General features: G+C 67.0%; 14 protein-coding genes and 1 pseudogene. 3 read left to right on the forward strand and 12 right to left on the reverse strand.

Annotated features, from left to right (window positions below):
* Positions 1-37 precede the first annotated feature (37 nt).
* From ASE88_RS11950 to ASE88_RS11975, 6 genes are read right to left on the reverse strand one after another with little or no spacing between them, the layout of a single operon-like run.
* Entirely contained in the window at positions 38-1006 is a 969-nt protein-coding gene (locus tag ASE88_RS11950; RefSeq protein WP_056478277.1) for a magnesium and cobalt transport protein CorA, read from the reverse strand.
* A gap of 38 nt (positions 1007-1044) precedes the next feature.
* On the reverse strand, positions 1045-1839 hold the full coding sequence (locus ASE88_RS11955) for a MetQ/NlpA family ABC transporter substrate-binding protein (protein ID WP_056478278.1): 795 nt from the start codon (positions 1837-1839) through the stop codon (positions 1045-1047).
* A gap of 8 nt (positions 1840-1847) precedes the next feature.
* Positions 1848-2510, reverse strand: a complete 663-nt coding sequence (locus tag ASE88_RS11960) for a methionine ABC transporter permease (protein WP_056478279.1) — start codon at positions 2508-2510, stop codon at positions 1848-1850.
* Positions 2507-3241, reverse strand: a complete 735-nt coding sequence (locus tag ASE88_RS11965) for a methionine ABC transporter ATP-binding protein (protein ID WP_082466521.1) — start codon at positions 3239-3241, stop codon at positions 2507-2509. The genes ASE88_RS11960 and ASE88_RS11965 overlap by 4 nt, the downstream gene beginning before the upstream one ends.
* The gene (locus ASE88_RS11970; RefSeq protein WP_056478280.1) at positions 3238-4254 is read right to left on the reverse strand and encodes an LLM class flavin-dependent oxidoreductase; all 1017 of its coding nucleotides are present in this window, start codon (positions 4252-4254) and stop codon (positions 3238-3240) included. Before ASE88_RS11970 ends, ASE88_RS11965 begins: the two co-directional genes overlap by 4 nt.
* Positions 4254-5159 (reverse strand): ATP-grasp domain-containing protein, encoded by a 906-nt coding sequence (locus ASE88_RS11975; RefSeq protein ID WP_056479446.1) that lies wholly within the window; start codon positions 5157-5159, stop codon positions 4254-4256. The genes ASE88_RS11970 and ASE88_RS11975 overlap by 1 nt, the downstream gene beginning before the upstream one ends.
* 139 nt (positions 5160-5298) lie before the next feature.
* Here ASE88_RS11975 and ASE88_RS11980 point away from each other — a divergent pair, with 139 nt between their 5' ends.
* Positions 5299-5940: a peptidylprolyl isomerase gene (locus tag ASE88_RS11980; protein ID WP_055872787.1), complete on the forward strand. Its 642-nt coding sequence runs from the start codon at positions 5299-5301 to the stop codon at positions 5938-5940.
* Between the two features lie 303 nt (positions 5941-6243).
* Here ASE88_RS11980 and ASE88_RS11985 read toward each other — a convergent pair whose 3' ends face one another.
* From ASE88_RS11985 to ASE88_RS12010, 6 genes are all read right to left on the reverse strand, one after another.
* A complete protein-coding gene (locus ASE88_RS11985) occupies positions 6244-6960 on the reverse strand; it encodes an NTP transferase domain-containing protein (protein WP_056478281.1) in 717 nt (238 codons plus the stop codon).
* Position 6961: 1 nt separating this feature from the next.
* Positions 6962-8053, reverse strand: coding sequence for an inositol-3-phosphate synthase (locus ASE88_RS11990; protein ID WP_055872784.1), 1092 nt, complete (start codon positions 8051-8053; stop codon positions 6962-6964).
* A gap of 15 nt (positions 8054-8068) precedes the next feature.
* Entirely contained in the window at positions 8069-8827 is a 759-nt protein-coding gene (locus ASE88_RS11995; protein WP_235527922.1) for a CDP-alcohol phosphatidyltransferase family protein, read from the reverse strand.
* A 156-nt stretch (positions 8828-8983) separates the two neighbouring features.
* Positions 8984-11029, reverse strand: a complete 2046-nt coding sequence (locus ASE88_RS12000; RefSeq protein ID WP_056479449.1) for an NAD(+) synthase — start codon at positions 11027-11029, stop codon at positions 8984-8986.
* Between the two features lie 76 nt (positions 11030-11105).
* Positions 11106-12320 (reverse strand): kynureninase, encoded by a 1215-nt coding sequence (gene kynU, locus ASE88_RS12005; protein WP_056478283.1) that lies wholly within the window; start codon positions 12318-12320, stop codon positions 11106-11108.
* A 14-nt stretch (positions 12321-12334) separates the two neighbouring features.
* Positions 12335-13237: an alpha/beta hydrolase gene (locus ASE88_RS12010; RefSeq protein ID WP_056478284.1), complete on the reverse strand. Its 903-nt coding sequence runs from the start codon at positions 13235-13237 to the stop codon at positions 12335-12337.
* Positions 13238-13378: 141 nt separating this feature from the next.
* On the opposite strand from ASE88_RS12010, the gene ASE88_RS12015 reads away from it, so the two are divergent.
* Together ASE88_RS12015 and parC are read left to right on the forward strand one after the other, a co-directional pair.
* Positions 13379-14599: a glycosyltransferase gene (locus ASE88_RS12015; protein WP_082463144.1), complete on the forward strand. Its 1221-nt coding sequence runs from the start codon at positions 13379-13381 to the stop codon at positions 14597-14599.
* A gap of 123 nt (positions 14600-14722) precedes the next feature.
* Positions 14723-16776: pseudogene (parC, locus tag ASE88_RS12020) on the forward strand (DNA topoisomerase IV subunit A); the annotation flags it as partial.

The following is a 16776-nucleotide window of genomic DNA, read 5'->3' on the forward strand; positions in this document are numbered from 1 at the left end:
CTAGCGGGGGAGGATTAGCGGTCGGCACCACGCCGCCCTACAACCACTTCGCCTGCTTGAACTTCAGATACAGCGCGGAGCACACCACCGCGATGACACCCAGCACGACGAAATAGCCGTATTCCGTCTTCAACTCGGGCATATGCTCGAAGTTCATGCCGTAGATCCCCGCGATCGCGGTCGGGACGGCGAGGATCGCGGCCCAGGCTGCGAGTTGGCGGGTGATCGCGCCGGTCCTCTGCTGTTCGAGCAGGTTGCTGAATTCGAACACCGATGTCAGCACCTCGCGCAACCCATCGACCATCGTCTGCACGCGGCGTACGTGATCGAGCACGTCGCTGAAATAGGGTTTCGCCTCGGTATCGATACACGGCAGGTCGAGCCGGACGATCTTCCCTGCGACCTCGCCCATTGGCCCGAGAATGCGCTGGAAACGGATCATCTCGCGTCTTAGCCCGAAGATCCGGACGATCTCGTCGCGACCCAGGAACGCGTCAATGGTGCGTTGTTCCATGGCGAGCACCTCGTCCTCGATGCTCTCCATGATCGGCAGATAGCCGTCGACGACATAATCGAGGATCGCGTGGAGGACATAGTCGACACCGTTGATCAGCAGCGTCGGTGCGGCCTCGAGCTGTTCGCGCAGCGCCTTGTGCGAGCGCGCGGAGCCGTGGCGGACGCTGATGATATGGCTGTGGCCGACGAAGATCGCGGTCTCGCCGTACGCGATCCTGTCGCCCTCGAGCTGTGCGGTGCGTGCGACGACGAACAGCTGGTCGCCATACACGTCGACCTTGGGCAGCTGGTCCGCCTTGATCGCGTCCTCCACCGCGAGCGGGTGAAGGTTATATTGCTGCTGCAGCGTCCGCATCTCGTCGTCGGTCGGGTCGCAGATGCCGATCCAGACGAACTCGGACCGGTCCGCGGGGCAGTCGACCTTCTCGTCGATCGAGACCGCGCGGACTCGCTTGCCATGACGATAGAGATACGCAGCGACGACCGTCATGGAGCCTCGGAGTTACACGAACGAAGCCCGCGCCGGTATCAGAACGCCGGCAGCACCGCACCCTGATAATGCTGCATGATGAACGCCTTGGTCGCCGGACTGCGCAGCGCCGCGATCAGCTTCATCACGCGCGGGTCCTTCTCGCCGCCGGGCAGGCCGACGACGAAATTGACATAGGGGCTGTTTTTGTCCTCGATCGCGAGCGCGTCGCGCACCGGGTTGAGCTTCGCATCGAGCGCGTAGTTGGTGTTGATGAGCGCCAGATCGATCTCGCCGAGCGTGCGCGGCAGGGTGGCACCCTCCAGCTCCTTGAACTTCAGGTTCTTCGGGTTGGTCGCGATGTCGTTGACGCTCGATAGCGGGTTGGCGGGGTTCTTCAGCGAGATCAGTCCGGCCTTTTGCAGCAGCAGCAGCGCGCGGCCGCCGTTGCTCGGCTCGTTCGGGATCGCGACGGTGGCGCCGTTCGGCACCTGCGCGATCGTCTTCCACTTGCGCGAATAGGCGCCGAGCGGTTCGACATGGACACCCGCATAGGGCACCAGATGCGTGCCGCGCGACGCGTTGAACTCGTCGAGATAGGGCTTGGTCTCGAAATAGCTGACGTCGATCTGCTTCTGCTCGACCTGGAGGTTGGGCTGCACATAATCGTTGAAGACGCGGATCTGGAGGTCGACGCCTTCCTTGGCGAGCGCGGGCTTGATCGACTCGAGGATCTCGGCATGCGGCACCGCGGTCGCAGCGACGGTGAGCGTCTTTCCGTCATTGGTCTTTGCGCCACCGCACGCGGCGAGCGCGAGCAGCGAGAGCGTGGCAAGCAGAGTGCGGCGGTTCATGAATATTCCTAGCGGCGGGTAAAGTGGCGGACGAGCGCGTCGCCGGCATATTGGATGATCTGGACGAGGACGACCAGCAGGACGACGGTGACGACCATCACATCGGTCTGGAACCGCTGATAGCCGAACCGGATCGCAAGATCACCGAGCCCGCCGGCACCGACCACGCCCGCCATCGCGGTGAACGAGACGAGCGCGACCGCGGTGACGGTGGCGCCTGCGATCAGCCCGGGCAGCGCCTCGGGGATCAGCGCGCCGGTGACGATCTGGCGCGTGGTGGCGCCCATCGCCTGGACCGCCTCGATCGTGGTGCGGTCGACCTCCTTCAGCGATCCCTCGACGAGCCGCGCATAGAACGGCGCGGCCCCCACGACGAGCGGCGGGATCGCGCCCGCGACGCCGAGCGAGGTGCCGACGAGCATGACGGTCAGCGGGATCATCACGATCAGCAGGATGATGAACGGCACCGAGCGCAGGATGTTGACGACGACGCCGAGCACGGCGTTGGCGACGCGGTTCTGCGCCAGCCGGCCCTGGCCGGTGAGGAGCAGCAGCACGCCGAGCGGCAGCCCGAGCGCGATGGTGAGGATCAGCGATCCGCCCAGCATGACGAGCGTGTCGAGGCACGCCTGGCCGATGTCGGACCAGTCGATGTTCGCAAAGAAGGTCATGCCGCGAGCGCCGCGAGCATGCGCCTGGTCGCCGGATGCGCGGCGTTGGCGAAGATGTCGGTGACGGTGCCGGTCTCGACGACCTGGCCGCGTTCCAGCACCGCGACGCGGTCGCAGACGTAGCGGACGACGTCCATTTCGTGCGTGATCAGGACGATCGTCAGCCCGAGGTCGCGGTTGAGGTCGCGCAGCAACGCGAGCACCGAGCGCGTGGTTTCGGGGTCGAGCGCGCTCGTCGCCTCGTCGCACAGCAGGATGTCGGGATCGGTGGCGAGCGCACGGGCGATCCCGACGCGCTGCTTCTGGCCGCCGGACAATTGGGCAGGGTATTTGGCAGCGTGATCGGACAGGCCGACGCGGTCGAGCAAGGCCGCGACCTTGCTCTCGCGCGCCGCTTTGGCGACGCCGGCGAGCACCAGCGGGAACGCGACGTTCGCCGCGACCGTGCGCGAGGAGAGCAGACCGAAATTCTGGAAGATCATGCCGATCCGGCGGCGCAGGGCGCGCAGGTCCGCCGCCGACAGGCCTGCGACGTCGATGCCATCGACCTCGACGCGCCCCGATGTCGGCCGTTCGAGCGCGTTGATCAGCCGGATCAGCGTCGACTTGCCCGCGCCGGACTGACCGATCACCCCGAACACGCCGCGTGGCGGGATTTCCAGCGACACGCCGTCGAGCGCTGCCGCATCGCTTGCCGGGTAGGTTTTCACGACATCGGTGAGGCGGATCATGCGGACCCCATCACCTGTACCGCGAACCGCTCCATTTCCTCGGCCTGCGGGCTCATCTGGAGCAAGAGCAGGTCGAGCCCGGCGGCCTCATACTCCGCGATACGCTCCTTCAATTGTTCGGGCGTGCCGACCAGATTGGGGCGCAGGCCGCGGTTGGAGACTGAATATTCCTGGATCTTCAGTTCGCGTTCGAGCTGCGTGCCCGACAGCCACTGGTCGAAATTGCCATAGCCTGCGGGCAGTTCGGTGACGCTGGTGATGCGCTCGAGCTCGCGCTTCGCCTCGGCCTCGCTGTCGCGGACGATCGCGTAGGCAGCCATGCCGTATTGCATCGGTGCGCCGCCGGCTGCCTCGCGGCGGGCCGCCATGTCTGCGATCTTGGGTGCGATCGCGGCGGCGGGGTCGCCGTGCATGACGTACGCGTCGCACTGCGCGGCGATCATCGCCTTGGCCTTCTCGCTCTCGCCGCCGGCATAGACGGTGGGGCGCTTGACGGGCTTGGGCGAACAGATCGCCTGCTCGGTGGTGTAGAACTGCCCGGCAAAGTCGAACCGCTCCTGCGTCCACAGCCCGTCGACCACGGTCAGCCATTCGGCGGTGCGCGCGTAGCGATCGTCATGCTGGTCGAACTGGAGGCCGTATTGCTTTGCCTCGTCCGCCCACCAGGACGACACGACGTTAAGCGCGAGCCGCCCGCCCGAGATCCGGTCGATATTGGCCGCCGCCTTGGCGAACAGCGCGGGGTGGTGGAAGTTCGGGCGAACCGCGACCATCAGCTCGATGCTGTCGGTCACCGCCGCCAGCGCCGCCGCGGTCGACCATGCATCGAGCGCGGGCTGTTCGACGCCCTTGATGTCGTTCAGGTTCAGCTCGGCGATCAACGTCAGGTCATAGCCCCAGCGCTCGGCATTCTGCGTCAGCGCCTTGCTATAGGCCCAGCTCGCCTCCATCCCCTCGTCGGGGACGTTGCGAAGCCAGCCGCCGAAGACGGGAGTCCAGTAACCATAGCGCATCAGCGAGCCTTCTCGATCTGTTCGATCAGGTAATCGACGAGCCGGTCGTGTGGATCCCAGCCGAGTGTTTCCAACGGCTTGGCGACGAAGTTCGACAGCGCGTTGATGTCGTAGAAGCGCGCGACGCCATCGCGGTCGTCGATCATCACCTCGACCCCGCCGACATCGAGATCGACCGCGCGGGCGATCGCCTCGGCGGCATCCTTCAGCGTCTGCGACGGTTCGACCGCGGCCATTTTGATCCCCGAGCCGGGGACGACGCACGCATCCGCGGGACAGAGATCGAATGCGCCGCCGCCGGCGACCTCGATCGCGTAGAGAAACTTGCGGTCGAGCGTCTCGATCCGGGTGATCGCGCCGTCGCGGACGGGGACATATTCCTGCACCAGCAACACGCCGTCGACGCTGCTTGGCAGGCCGCTGTCGGCGACCGCGGTGCGCAGGTCTTCGAGACTGTCGAAGCGGATGATGCCCGCGCCCGATCCACCGATATTGGCCTTCACGACCAGCGGGAAGCGGAGCGTCTGCGCGGCGGCCACGACGTCGGCGGCGCGGTGAACGACGCGCGTCTCGGGGATCGCGAGGCCGAGCGACGCGATCAGCGACAATTGCCGCGCCTTCGACGCGTCGATCGCGAGCACCTCGGCATCGTTGATCACGCGCGCACCGGTGCGGCGCCAGTGATTGAGCATCGCCATCGTGTCGAAGATCGGATGCTCGTCGTTGCGCAGGAAGCTCGACATCGCGATCCGGTTGAACACCACGCGGCCGGGCGCGGTCTGGTCCGCGGGGTTCCAGAAGCCGTCGGGCGTGGCGCGCGAAAAGTCGACGCCGCGGCGATCGAGCGCGGCGAACAGCGGTTCGAACCAGAGCGGGTGCTCGTAGAGAATGGCGAGATCGGTCATCGCGGGACGGATACGCATTGCGCGCGGGCGTGCAAACCCAAGCAATAGTTTGCGGCGCGCAATCTCGCATCGTTCCGAGTTGCGGTTCTGGGCTGCCGTTCTGGGCTGACAGCGCGGGCGCGGCGCGCTAGCCTCGGGAATGACCTCCACACTGATAGGCGCGTCGCTCGCGCTTCTGTTCGCCGTTTCCGCTTCGGCGCAAACTCCCGTTCCCGTCGCACCGAGCGTGCCGCCCGCTGCCGATGCGGTGCCGGCGGAGACGGTGTCGATCGTGATGACGACGAGCGAGGGGCCGATCACTCTGGCGCTGGAGAAGACGCGCGCGCCGCTGACGACCGCGAATTTCCTGCGCTATGTCGATCAGAAGCGGCTCGATGGCGTGACCTTCTACCGGGCGATGAACCTTGGGCAGGGGACCGGGCTGATCCAGGGCGGGCCGCAGAACGATCCGAAGCGCATCCTGAAGCCGGTGGCGCACGAGCCGACCAGCAAGACGGGGCTGTCGCATGTCGACGGGACGATCTCGCTCGCGCGGCTTGCACCGGGGACGGCGACGGCGGACTTCTTCATCACCGTCGGCCCGGTGCTGTCGCTGGACGCGGCTCCGGCGGGGAGCGGCGACACGGCGGGTTATGCGGCGTTCGGGCATGTCGTCGCGGGGATGGATGTGGTGAAACGCATCCTCGGTGCGCCGACGTCGGCGACGGCGGGCGTCGGCGTGATGAAGGGGCAGATGATCGCCGCGCCGGTGAAGATCCTCACCGTGCGGCGCGCAATGTAACCTTCTGTCCACCCCGACGAAGGCCGGGGCCCAGGTGGAAAGGTCCTCGTAACGGCGGACTGCGGATCGTTACCGCCGCCCCCCAATTGGGCCCCGGCCTTCGCCGGGGGGGTGTGGAAGGGGGGCTAGGGTGGTGTTCAAGACCGCGCCGCGGTGGTGTCGGGAAAGGGAGGCGGTAACCTCTTCTTGTTCTCCCGCGGAGGCAGGGAGCCAGGGTTACTGACGATATTGCTTGAGATCCTGGGCCCCCGCCTTCGCGGGGGAACAGTGAGGAGCAGATGCAGTAAACTCTGACGCCCGGGGTCAGGCGGCGACCGCGTCGGCCCTCGTCGCCATCCACGCTTCGGCCTTTGCCAGCGCGGGGGCGTCGTCGACGTCGATCCAGTCGATATCGCTGCAATCGACGATCCGCGCGAGGCCTTGCGCCGCGAGGAGGCGGACGCCTTCGGTCAGCGAGGGGCTGGCGAGCGTGGCCAGCGCGTCGGACAGCGCAGGGCCTATCGCGAAGACGCCGGTGTCGTAGCAGTCGTGCGGTTCGAGGCCCTTGCCGATCGCGACGATGCGGTCGCCGTCGGTCGCGACGCACGTGACGTCCTCGGGGTCTACCCAGTTGTGGCCCAAGCGCCGGTCGATGCCGAGCCGCAGGCCGCCACCGGCTCCCGCAGCCGCCATGCGGGCATAGAGCGCGGTGCTGACGAGGTGATCGCACATTGCCAGCACCGCTTCGCTGCCGGCCAGCGCCTCGCGCGCGGCCAGGACCGACACGCCATTGGGTTCGCGGTGGTCGGCGAGTACAGTCTCGACCGCCAGCGGCCAGCGCCGGCTGGCGAGATACGCTTCGATCGCCTCGCGGCCATAACTGACCGTCACGATCGCGCGCGCGAAACCGGCCTCGGCCAGCCCCTCGAGCGCGTGCGCGATCAGCGGCCGCCCCGCGACCGCGCAGAGCGGCTTGTACGGGGCGGAGGTGCGAAGGCGGCTGCCTTCCCCGGCGGCGAGGACGACAGCCGTGTCGATCATGTCAGGCGGCCTTGATGAACCGCTCGACTTCGATCTGCGCGAGATCGTCGGTCATCTGCGTGCGCGGGTGCTTGCAGAAATAGGCCGAGGCGGGATCGATGACACCGGCGATGCCGCGATCCTTGGCGATCTTGGCGCAGCGGATCATGTCGATCGCGACACCCGCCGAATTGGGGCTGTCCTCGACCGAGAGACGCAGCTCGATGTTCATCGGCACGCCGCCGAACAGCTGGCCTTCCATGCGCAGGAAGCAGACCTTGTTGTCGTTCTGCCAGGGCACATAGTCCGAGGGACCGATATGGACGTTGTCGTCGTCCATCCGCTCGGCCGCGACCGACTGGACGGCCTCGGTCTTCGAGATCTTCTTCGACTCGAGACGGCGATGATTCGACATGTTGAGGAAGTCGGTGTTGCCGCCGGTGTTGAGCTGGTAGGTGCGATCCAGCTTTACGCCGCGCTTGGCGAACAGGTCGGTCAGCACGCGGTGGACGATCGTCGCGCCGAGCTGCGCCTTGATGTCGTCGCCGATGATCGCGACGCCGGCGTCTTCGAACTTCTTCGCCCAGACCGGGTTCGAGGCGATGAAGACTGGGATGTTGTTGACGAACGCAACGCCCGCCTCGATCGCGCAGTCGGCGTAGAATTCGGTCGCTTCCTGCGAACCGACCGGCAGGTAGTTCATGAGCACGTCGGCGCCCGATGCCTTCAGGTCGGCGATGACCTCTTCACGCGTCGGTTCGGCCGCATCGGAGACCAGGAACGTGCGGTCGTCCTTGAAGTCGGCCATGTGGTCGGCGACGCCGTCCAGCTTCTTGCCCATCTTCACGATCGTACCGGTGTTGCCGACATTCGGCGCGAACACGGCGGTGCAGTTCGGCTTGGCGAAGATCGCCTCGGCGACGTCCTTGCCGACCTTGCGACGATCGACGTCCCACGCCGCGACGACCTTGATGTCGCTCGGCTTGTAGCCGCCCATGTCGAAATGCATCAGGCCGACCTGGTCGTTAGCCCCCTCGCGATAATGCTCGAGACCCTGCACGAGCGAGCTGGCGCAGTTGCCGATGCCGACCACGGCAATCCGAATGCTATTCATTACTGACCCTGTTCCTTACGAAAGATGCATGCGCGACGCGGTCTTTGGTCGCGGCGGCGTAGTAGTACGAACGAAGGCCCGCTCGACACGACGGTGCCAGACGAGCCCGACGATGGCGACGAGCGTCAGAGGGACGATCTCGAACCACCAGAAGATGCGTGGGTTGCCCGCGAAGCAGGCGACGAAGATCGCCCATACCCGGACGTTCGCGGTAAGCAAGGCCATGAAGCGCAATGGCGCGACCGCACGTGCCCCGTAACTGGCACCCAGCGCGACCGGATCGCTTGCTTGGCCGAGCGTGCGCTCGAACGGCATGGCGATGCGGTCGATGCTGCTGGCGACGCCGTCATAGAAGCGGACGAGCGCATTGCCGGTCGGCACCGGCGGCGCATCGAGCGCGATGCCCTTGAGCCGGCGATGGAAGCGCGATCGCTCGCCTTCGTACATGTTCGACTGTACCGCGTGCGCACAACCGGCGGCGATGGCGAGCATCCACGCCTCGGGCGTATCGATCGTGATCGCGAGCGAAATATAGATTAGCGCGAACACGCCGTGATCGCACAGCCCGTCGAGCATCCGCCCCAGCGGGCTCGCGGTCTTGGTCGCGCGCGCCACCATGCCGTCGAGTCCGTCGGCGATCAGCCAGCCCATCGACAGGACGAGTCCCACCAGCGCGAGCGCCCAGCTATGCCACTGCGCATAGGCAAGCGCGGCGAGGCCACCAAGGCACAGACCCCCGACTGAAACCGCGTTGGCGGAAATTCCACGCGCCAAAGCAAGCGGCAAAAGCGCACGGCCTGCCGGGTGAATCAGCCAAAGGTTAGATGGGATCTCGATCCGGCGATCGCGCGATCCATCCGGTGGAGCCACTGTCATAGGATGTTCACAATGCGCCGCGCCCGCAATTTATGCAAGGTCGCGCGACGAACCCTAGGGAACGCTTGACCGCAATTCTTCGATCCAGGCCGTCGCGATACCATCCGACGGTGCCCGCCAGTCGCCACGCGGCGACAGCGCGCCCCCCGCAGAAACCTTCGGTCCGTTGGGCATTGCCGAGCGCTTGAACTGGCTGGTCGCAAAGAACCGGACGAGGAACTTCTCCAGCCAGTGGCGGATCGTCGGCAGGTCATAGGCGATGCGCGCATCGGTGGGCAGGTCCTGCGGCCACGCGCCCAGGCCTGTATCGCGCCACGCATGCCAGGCGAGGAACGCGATCTTCGACGGGGCAAGGCCGTGGCGGATCACATAATGCGCGAAGAAATCGTTCAGCGCATAGGGGCCGATCATCGACTCGGTGCTCTGTAGCGCGCCGTCGGCGCCCGCGGGCACGAGCTCGGGGGAGATTTCCTGCGCCAGGATCGTCGCCAGGATCGCGTCGGTCGCCGCGTCATACTGGTCGGTGCGGATGCACCAGCGGATCAGGAACTGGATCAGCGTCTTGGGAACGCCGCTGTTCACCGCGTAATGGCTCATCTGGTCACCGACGCCGTAGGTGCACCAGCCCAGCGCCATCTCGCTGAGGTCGCCCGTGCCGAGCACGATCCCGCGCCGCTGGTTGGCGAGGCGGAAGAGATAGTCGGTGCGCAGGCCCGCCTGCACATTCTCGAAGGTGATGTCGTAAACGGGGTCGCCGTCGCTGAACGGGTGGCCGATATCCTCCAGCATGCGCCGCGCGGCGGGGCGGATGTCGATCTCCTCCGCGCTGATGCCGAGCGCGCGCATCAGCGCCCAGGCATTCGCCTTGGTGCCTTCGCCGGTCGCGAAGCCCGGCATGGTGAAACCGAGGATCGCGCTGCGCGGGCGGCCGAGCCGATCCATCGCCTTGGCCGCGACGATCAGCGCATGCGTCGAGTCGAGGCCGCCGGAGACGCCGATCACGATCGTCTCGGCATGCGCGGCGACGAGCCGCTTCGACAGCGCCTCTACCTGGATGTTGAACGCTTCGTAGCAATCATCGTCGCGGCGTGCCGGATCGTTGGGCACAAACGGGAAGCGGCGGATGGCGCGCTCCAGGCCGCCGTCCGCCAGCACCGGCGTGTGATCGAACGCGATCCGCCGGAAGCGCGTCTCCGGCGTGCCGGCGAACGTGGCGGCATCGTTGAACGTGCCGAACCGCAGGCGTTCCTGCGTGATCCGTTCGCAATCGACATCGGCGACGACGAGTTCGGGTTCGGTCGCGAACCGCTTCGATTCCGCGATCTGGTCGCCGAGTTCGTGGATCAGGCCCTGGCCGTCCCACGCGACTTCGGTCGTGCTCTCGCCCGGCCCCGCGGCCGAATAGACATAGGCGCACACCGCGCGCGCCGACTGCGCCGCTGCCAGCATCGCCCGCTCGCGCGCCTTGCCGATGACGATGTTCGAGGCGGACAGGTTGCAGCAGATCAGTGCCCCCGCGAGCGCACCCGCGGTCGAGGGCGGGGTGGGGGCCCAGTAATCCTCACAGATTTCGGCATGGAACACGAAACCGGGCAGGTCGCGCGCGGCGAAGATCAGGTCGGTACCGAAGGGCACGTCCTCGCCGCCAAGCGCGATCGTCAGCCCGGTCAGACCCGCGCCGCTCGCGAACCAGCGCTTTTCGTAGAATTCGCGGTAGTTGGGGAGGAACGTTTTGGGGACCACGCCGAGGATGGTGCCCCGCGCGATCGCCAGCGCGCAGTTGTACAACCGTCCGTTGCGCACCAGCGCTGCGCCCACGAGCAGCACCGGCCGCAGCGTCGAGCTCGCCGCGACGACCGTCGCGATCGCGGCCAGCGTCGCGCGCTGCTGCGCGGTCTGCAGATGCAGGTCGTCGATCGCGTAGGAGGTCAGGTTCAGTTCGGGGAACACGACCAGGTCGACGCCGCGCGCATCCGCCTCGCGGGCCAGCGCGATCGTCGCGTCGGCATTGGCGCCGGTATCCCCCACCGAAGCGCGCGGCGTGGCGGCGGCGACCCGGATCAGCCCATGACTATGGATCGCGTAGAATGGATGCGTCATCGCGCACCGATACAAGCGCTTGGGCAGGTGCGCTACCGACTTGCGACGGCGATCGGCGGCCCGACCCGGTCGCCGCTCACGTCACCGCGAGGCGTTCGGCGAAGGCGGGATCGCGCCATGCCTCGCTCTCCATCGTCTCGCGCAGGATGTCGCCCGCGCGCCAGACGTCCTCATGGCTGAGATACAGCGGCGTTAGGCCGAGGCGGAGGATGTCGGGGTCGCGGAAGTCGCCGATCACCCCGCGGGCGATCAGCGCCTGGGTCAGCGCATAGGACTGCGGATGGCGGAAGCTGATATGGCTGCCGCGCCTGGCGGGGTCGCGGGGGCTGACGCAGTCGAGGCCCAGCGCATCGCCGGCGGCGGCGAGGATGTCGAAGAGTCTCGCGCTCTTGGTGGCGACCGCGTGCTGGTCGATGTCGACCCAGAGATCGAGCGCGGTTTCTAGCGCGGCGGTCGAGAGCATCGCCGGGGTGCCGGCAAGCCAGCGCTTCATCCCGGGGGCGGGGCGATAGGCATCCTCGAACGCGAACGGCGCGGCGTGGCCCATCCAGCCGGACAGCGGGCTGGCGAGCGAGTCCTGCCAGCGTTTCGCGACGTAGAGGAACGCCGGCGCGCCGGGCCCGCCGTTGAGATATTTGTAGGTGCAGCCAACCGCCATGTCGGCGTTGGCGGCGGTCAGGTCGATCGGCACCGCGCCGACGCTGTGGCTGAGATCCCAGAGCATGAGCGCGCCGGCGGCATGCGCGCGCGCGGTCCATGCGGCGATGTCGAAACGGTCGCTCGTCTTGTAATGGACGTGCGTCAGCAGCAGGACCGCGGTGTCGTCGTCGAGTGCGGCGGCCAGGTCTTCGCGCGCGACCACCTTCAGCCGCGCACCCGGAACGCAGCCGACCGCGCCTTCGGCGATGTGGAGGTCGGTCGGGAAATTGCCGGCTTCGCTGACGACCGTGTGGCGCGCCGGGTTGCTGCGCAGCGCGGCGACCAGCGCCTTGAAGAGATGCGTCGAGGTCGTGTCGCCGATGATGACCGAGTCGGCGGCGGCGCCGATCAGCGGCGCGATCTTGGCGCCGATCCGCTGGGGGGCGTCGATCCACCCCTCGTTCCAGCTGCGGATGAGACGGTCGCCCCATTGGCGGCTCGCGACGTCGGCAAGCGCGGCGGGCGTCGCCTTGGGCAGCGCGCCGAGCGAGTTTCCGTCGAGATAGATCACGCCCTCGGGGAGCGCGAAGTCGTCGCGGCGGGCGGCGAGCGGGTCGGTCGCGTCGAGCGCGCGGGCGTCTTCCAGGGTCACTGTATTCTTCCGAGTCACTGGGTCTTCCCGAAGTCTGCGAGGATCAGGCGTTTTGCGGCCGCCCAGGCGGCGGTTTCGGGGGCGATCAGCTCGACATGGCCGGTGGCGGGGATGACGTGGAGCGTGGCGGTGTCGCCCGCCGCGACCGCCTTGGCGACATAGTCGGTGGCCATGACGAAGGGGATGATCCGGTCTTCGCGGCCGTTGATCAGGTCCTGACGCACGCCGAGCGGGAGGAGGCGGGGGACGGACGTGTCGGTATAGACGTCGGGATGTCGCGGGCCGGGCGGGCCGACCAGTTTGGCGACCACCTCGACCCCGCAGCCATTTCCGGGACTGGCTGCGGTGGCTTCCAGATCGGGCAGACCGCCCAGACTGATGGCATGATCGATCCTGAGCGGATGCGCGGCGTAGAGCGGGCTGGTCGAGGGCAGCTTCGGGCGGGCGGCGAGCCAGAGCGCGAGGTGGCCGCCCGCCGAATGCCCGATCGCGGTGATCCGGGCGGTGTCGAGCTTGAACCGGCGCGCCTGCTTCGCCAGCGCGTCGGTCGCCTGTGCGGCATCCGCGAACGTGCCGGGATAGCCGCCGCCGGTGCGATCGACGCCGCGATAGTCGATGTTCCAGACCGCGACTCCGCTCTGGCGCAGATCGTTGGCGATCCAGTTCATCAGGCTGCGGTCGGCGATGCCGGTGGTCCAGCACCCGCCATGGACCATGACGACCACCGGGAACGGACCCTTCCCCTTAGGCAGCCAGACGTCGACCTTCTGCATCTGGTCGGGTCCGTATGCGATCGTCGCGTCCGCGGTCGGTTTGGCCCGGCTAGTGAGATCGGGCCATTTGAGCAGATCGGCGAGGGCTGGCGTCGGCACGATAGCCAGAGGTAGCAGCAGGGCGGCGGCGAGGAATAAGCGCATCGTGCCATGCTATCGACCAACGCGCCGCCTGTCCCGTCAAGAGACGGCGGTGCGCAAATTTTGCCGATCGCGATGGAAAAACAGGCGTAGAGCGATAGCGATGAGAGGTGTGCCGCGTCGACCGTGGTACGAAGGTGCGCGATGAAGATATTGGTGCTGTCGAGCCTGTACCCGAATGACGTGCAGCGCCGGCACGGGATTTTCATCGAGCACCGCGTCGGTCACGTCGTCCAGCCCGAGGACGAGGTCCGCGTTGTGGCGCCGGTACCGTGGTTTCCGAGCGCCAACCCCGGTTTCGGGCGCTATGCAGAGTTCGCTCGCGTGCCGCACGACGCCGTTCGGCGCGGTGTGGCGATCACACATCCACGCTATCCAGTAGTGCCGAAGATCGGGATGGCCGCGGCGCCCTGGCTGATGGCGGCGGCGCTGTACCGTCACGTGGCGCGGATCCGGCGCAGCTTCGATTTCGACGTGATCGATTCCTATTATCTTTATCCAGACGGCGTCGCGGCGGGGCTGCTCGCGCGGTGGTTCGATCGGCCGTTCGTGATGAGTGCGCTCGGCACCGATGTCAGCCTGATCCCGCAATATCGCGCCGAGCGCGCCATGATCCTGGCGGCGATCGACCGCGCGAGTGCGACGACCGCGGTGGCGGCGGCACTGCGCGACGAACTGGTTGCGATCGGAGCATCGAGCGAGAAGGTCTGCGTGGTCGAACACGGCGTCGACCTCGTCCTGTTCTCGCCGCCTGCGGACCGTGCGGCGTTGCGGCGACGGATGGGGATCACCGCACCGACGGTGCTGTCGGTCGGGCATCTGATCGACCGCAAGGGGCATGACTTTGCGATCCGCGCGATCGCGACGTTGCCCGACGTCCGGTTGATGATCGCTGGCGACGGCCCCCGCGAGGGTGCGTTGCGCGCGCTCGCCGCGACGCTCGGCGTGGCGGGGCGGGTCGATTTTCTCGGTCATGTGGATCAGCACCGACTGCCCGATCTGTACGGCGCGGCGGATCTGACCGCCAGCTGCTCGGACCGTGAGGGCATCGCCAACGTGCTGCTCGAATCGCTCGCCTGCGGAACGCCGCTGGTGGCGACGCCGGTATGGGGATCGCCCGAGGTGGTGCGCGTGCCCGAGGCTGGCGTGCTGACCGCGGATCGCTCGGATGCGGCGATCGCCGACGGGATCGCGCGATTGCTCGCTGACCTGCCCGACCGGAGCGCGACGCGGACCTATGGCGAGCGCTACGACTGGCGCGAAACCGGCCGGCAGCACCGGGCGTTGCTTGCCGCCGCGGTCGCCGGGCATGAGCGGACAACGAAAAGAGAACAAAAGGTGACGCCGGCGCGCGGGATGCTTTGATCGTTCCGCGTGTGACTGCTATCGGTGTGTGCAATGGCCAGCAGCGACTTCAAAGATCCCTTCGACAGCATCGTCGACGCCCCCTTCGATAGCGCGCTCTCCGAGCGGTATCTGGTCTATGCGTTGTCGACGATCACTGCGCGATCCTTGCCCGACGTGCGCGACGGGATGAAGCCCGTGCATCGCCGCCTTTTATGGGCGATGCGGCTGCTGAAACTCGATCCGGCACAGGGGTACAAGAAGTGCGCGCGCGTCGTCGGCGACGTGATCGGCAAATATCATCCGCATGGCGACCAGTCGGTCTATGACGCGATGGTGCGCTTGGCGCAGTCGTTCGCGATGCGGTATCCGCTGGTCGACGGGCAGGGCAATTTCGGCAATATCGACGGTGATAACGCGGCCGCCTATCGGTATACCGAGGCGCGGCTGACGCAGGTCGCGATCGATCTGATGGACGGGCTCGACGAGGATGCGGTCGCGTATCGCCCGACCTATAATGGCGAGGATCACGAGCCCGAGCTGTTCCCGGGGCTGTTCCCCAACCTGCTCGCGAACGGCGCTAGCGGGATCGCGGTGGGGATGGCGACGAGCATCCCGCCGCACAACGCCGCCGAACTGCTCGAGGCGGCGATCGTGCTGATCGACACGCCCGACGCCGACGATGCCGCTATCCTGGCCCACGTGAAGGGCCCCGATTTCCCGACCGGCGGGCTGGTCGTCGATCCGCCCGCGGTGATCCGTGAATCCTATGCGACCGGGCGCGGCGGCTTCCGCGTGCGGGCGCGCTGGGAGACCGAGCGCGAGAAGGGCGGCGGCTGGCAGCTGATCGTCACCGAGATCCCGTACGGCGTGCAGAAGGGCAAGCTGATCGAGCAGATCGCCGAGCTGATCAACGCCAAGCGGCTGCCGATCCTCGCCGATGTGCGCGATGAATCGGATACCGAAATCCGCATCGTGCTCGAGCCGCGCAGCCGCACGGTCGATCCGCAGATCCTGATGGACGGGCTGTTCCGGCTGACCGACCTCGAAACGCGCGTGAGCCTCAACCTCAACGTGCTCGACAAGGACCGCACGCCGCGCGTGATGTCCTTGCGGCAGGCGCTCGCCGCGTGGGTCGATCACCAGTTCGTTGTGCTGCGCCGGCGGACCGAGCATCGGCTCGCCAAGATCGCCGACCGCGTCGAACTGCTCGACGGCTATCTGATCGCGTATTTGAATCTCGACCGCGTGATCGAGATCATCCGTACCGAGGACGAGCCCAAGAAGGTGATGATCGCCGAGTTCGCGTTGACCGATCGTCAGGCCGAGGCGATCCTCAACATGCGGTTGCGCAGTTTGCGGCGGCTCGAAGAGTTCGAGATCAAGACCGAGCGCGACAAGCTCGACAAGGAGCAGGCGACGCTCGCCGCGCTGCTGGCCGACCCGAAGAAACAGCGCGCGCGGATGAAGCGCGACATGGCCAAGATCCGCGATCGCTATGGGCTGGAGACGGTGCTCGGCAAGCGCCGGACGACGATCGAGGAAGCCGCACCGACGCGCGACATCCCGCTGGAAGCGATGATCGAGCGCGAGCCGATCACCGTCATCCTGTCGCAGCGCGGCTGGATCCGGGCGATGAAGGGCCACAACGACCTGGCGAGCCCGGAGGCGTTGAAGTTCAAGGAGGGCGATGGCCCCGCGTTCGCGTTTCATGCGCAGACGACCGACAAGCTGCTGCTCGCGGCGGAGAATGGGCGGTTCTACACGCTGGCGGCGGACAAGCTGCCGGGCGGGCGCGGCTTTGGCGAGCCGGTGCGCGCGATGATCGACCTCGACGGGAGCATCGGCATCGTCGCGCTGCTGCCGGCAAGCCGACATCCCAAACTGCTGGTGGTGGCGACCGACGGGCGTGGCTTCTCGGTGAGCAGCGCCGAGGTGATCGCCGAGACGCGCAAGGGCAAGACCGTGATGACACCGCGGCCGGGCGCACAGCTGAAGATCGTACGCCCGATCGGGCCGAGCGACGATTACGTCGCGGCGATCGGCGACAACCGCAAGATGCTGGTCTTCCCGCTCGCCGAGCTGGTCGAGATGACTCGCGGGCAGGGGCTCCAGTTGCAGCGCTACCGTGACGGCGGGCTGGCGGATGCGATCACGTTCGTCTTTGCCGAGGGACTGAGCTGGGCGATGGGGGGGGG

Origin of the sequence: Sphingomonas sp. Leaf38 (assembly GCF_001421825.1) — a bacterium.
In the GTDB taxonomy this organism is placed as follows: Bacteria; Pseudomonadota; Alphaproteobacteria; order Sphingomonadales; family Sphingomonadaceae; genus Sphingomonas.

Coding starts and splice junctions, on each gene's coding strand:
- ASE88_RS11950 (WP_056478277.1), bottom strand. CDS start 1,006: ATGACGGTCGTCGCTGCGTATCTCTATCGTCATGGCAAGCGAGTCCGC.
- ASE88_RS11955 (WP_056478278.1), bottom strand. CDS start 1,839: ATGAACCGCCGCACTCTGCTTGCCACGCTCTCGCTGCTCGCGCTCGCC.
- ASE88_RS11960 (WP_056478279.1), bottom strand. CDS start 2,510: ATGACCTTCTTTGCGAACATCGACTGGTCCGACATCGGCCAGGCGTGC.
- ASE88_RS11965 (WP_082466521.1), bottom strand. CDS start 3,241: ATGATCCGCCTCACCGATGTCGTGAAAACCTACCCGGCAAGCGATGCG.
- ASE88_RS11970 (WP_056478280.1), bottom strand. CDS start 4,254: ATGCGCTATGGTTACTGGACTCCCGTCTTCGGCGGCTGGCTTCGCAAC.
- ASE88_RS11975 (WP_056479446.1), bottom strand. CDS start 5,159: ATGACCGATCTCGCCATTCTCTACGAGCACCCGCTCTGGTTCGAACCG.
- ASE88_RS11980 (WP_055872787.1), top strand. CDS start 5,299: ATGACCTCCACACTGATAGGCGCGTCGCTCGCGCTTCTGTTCGCCGTT.
- ASE88_RS11985 (WP_056478281.1), bottom strand. CDS start 6,960: ATGATCGACACGGCTGTCGTCCTCGCCGCCGGGGAAGGCAGCCGCCTT.
- ASE88_RS11990 (WP_055872784.1), bottom strand. CDS start 8,053: ATGAATAGCATTCGGATTGCCGTGGTCGGCATCGGCAACTGCGCCAGC.
- ASE88_RS12000 (WP_056479449.1), bottom strand. CDS start 11,029: ATGACGCATCCATTCTACGCGATCCATAGTCATGGGCTGATCCGGGTC.
- ASE88_RS12010 (WP_056478284.1), bottom strand. CDS start 13,237: ATGCGCTTATTCCTCGCCGCCGCCCTGCTGCTACCTCTGGCTATCGTG.
- ASE88_RS12015 (WP_082463144.1), top strand. CDS start 13,379: ATGAAGATATTGGTGCTGTCGAGCCTGTACCCGAATGACGTGCAGCGC.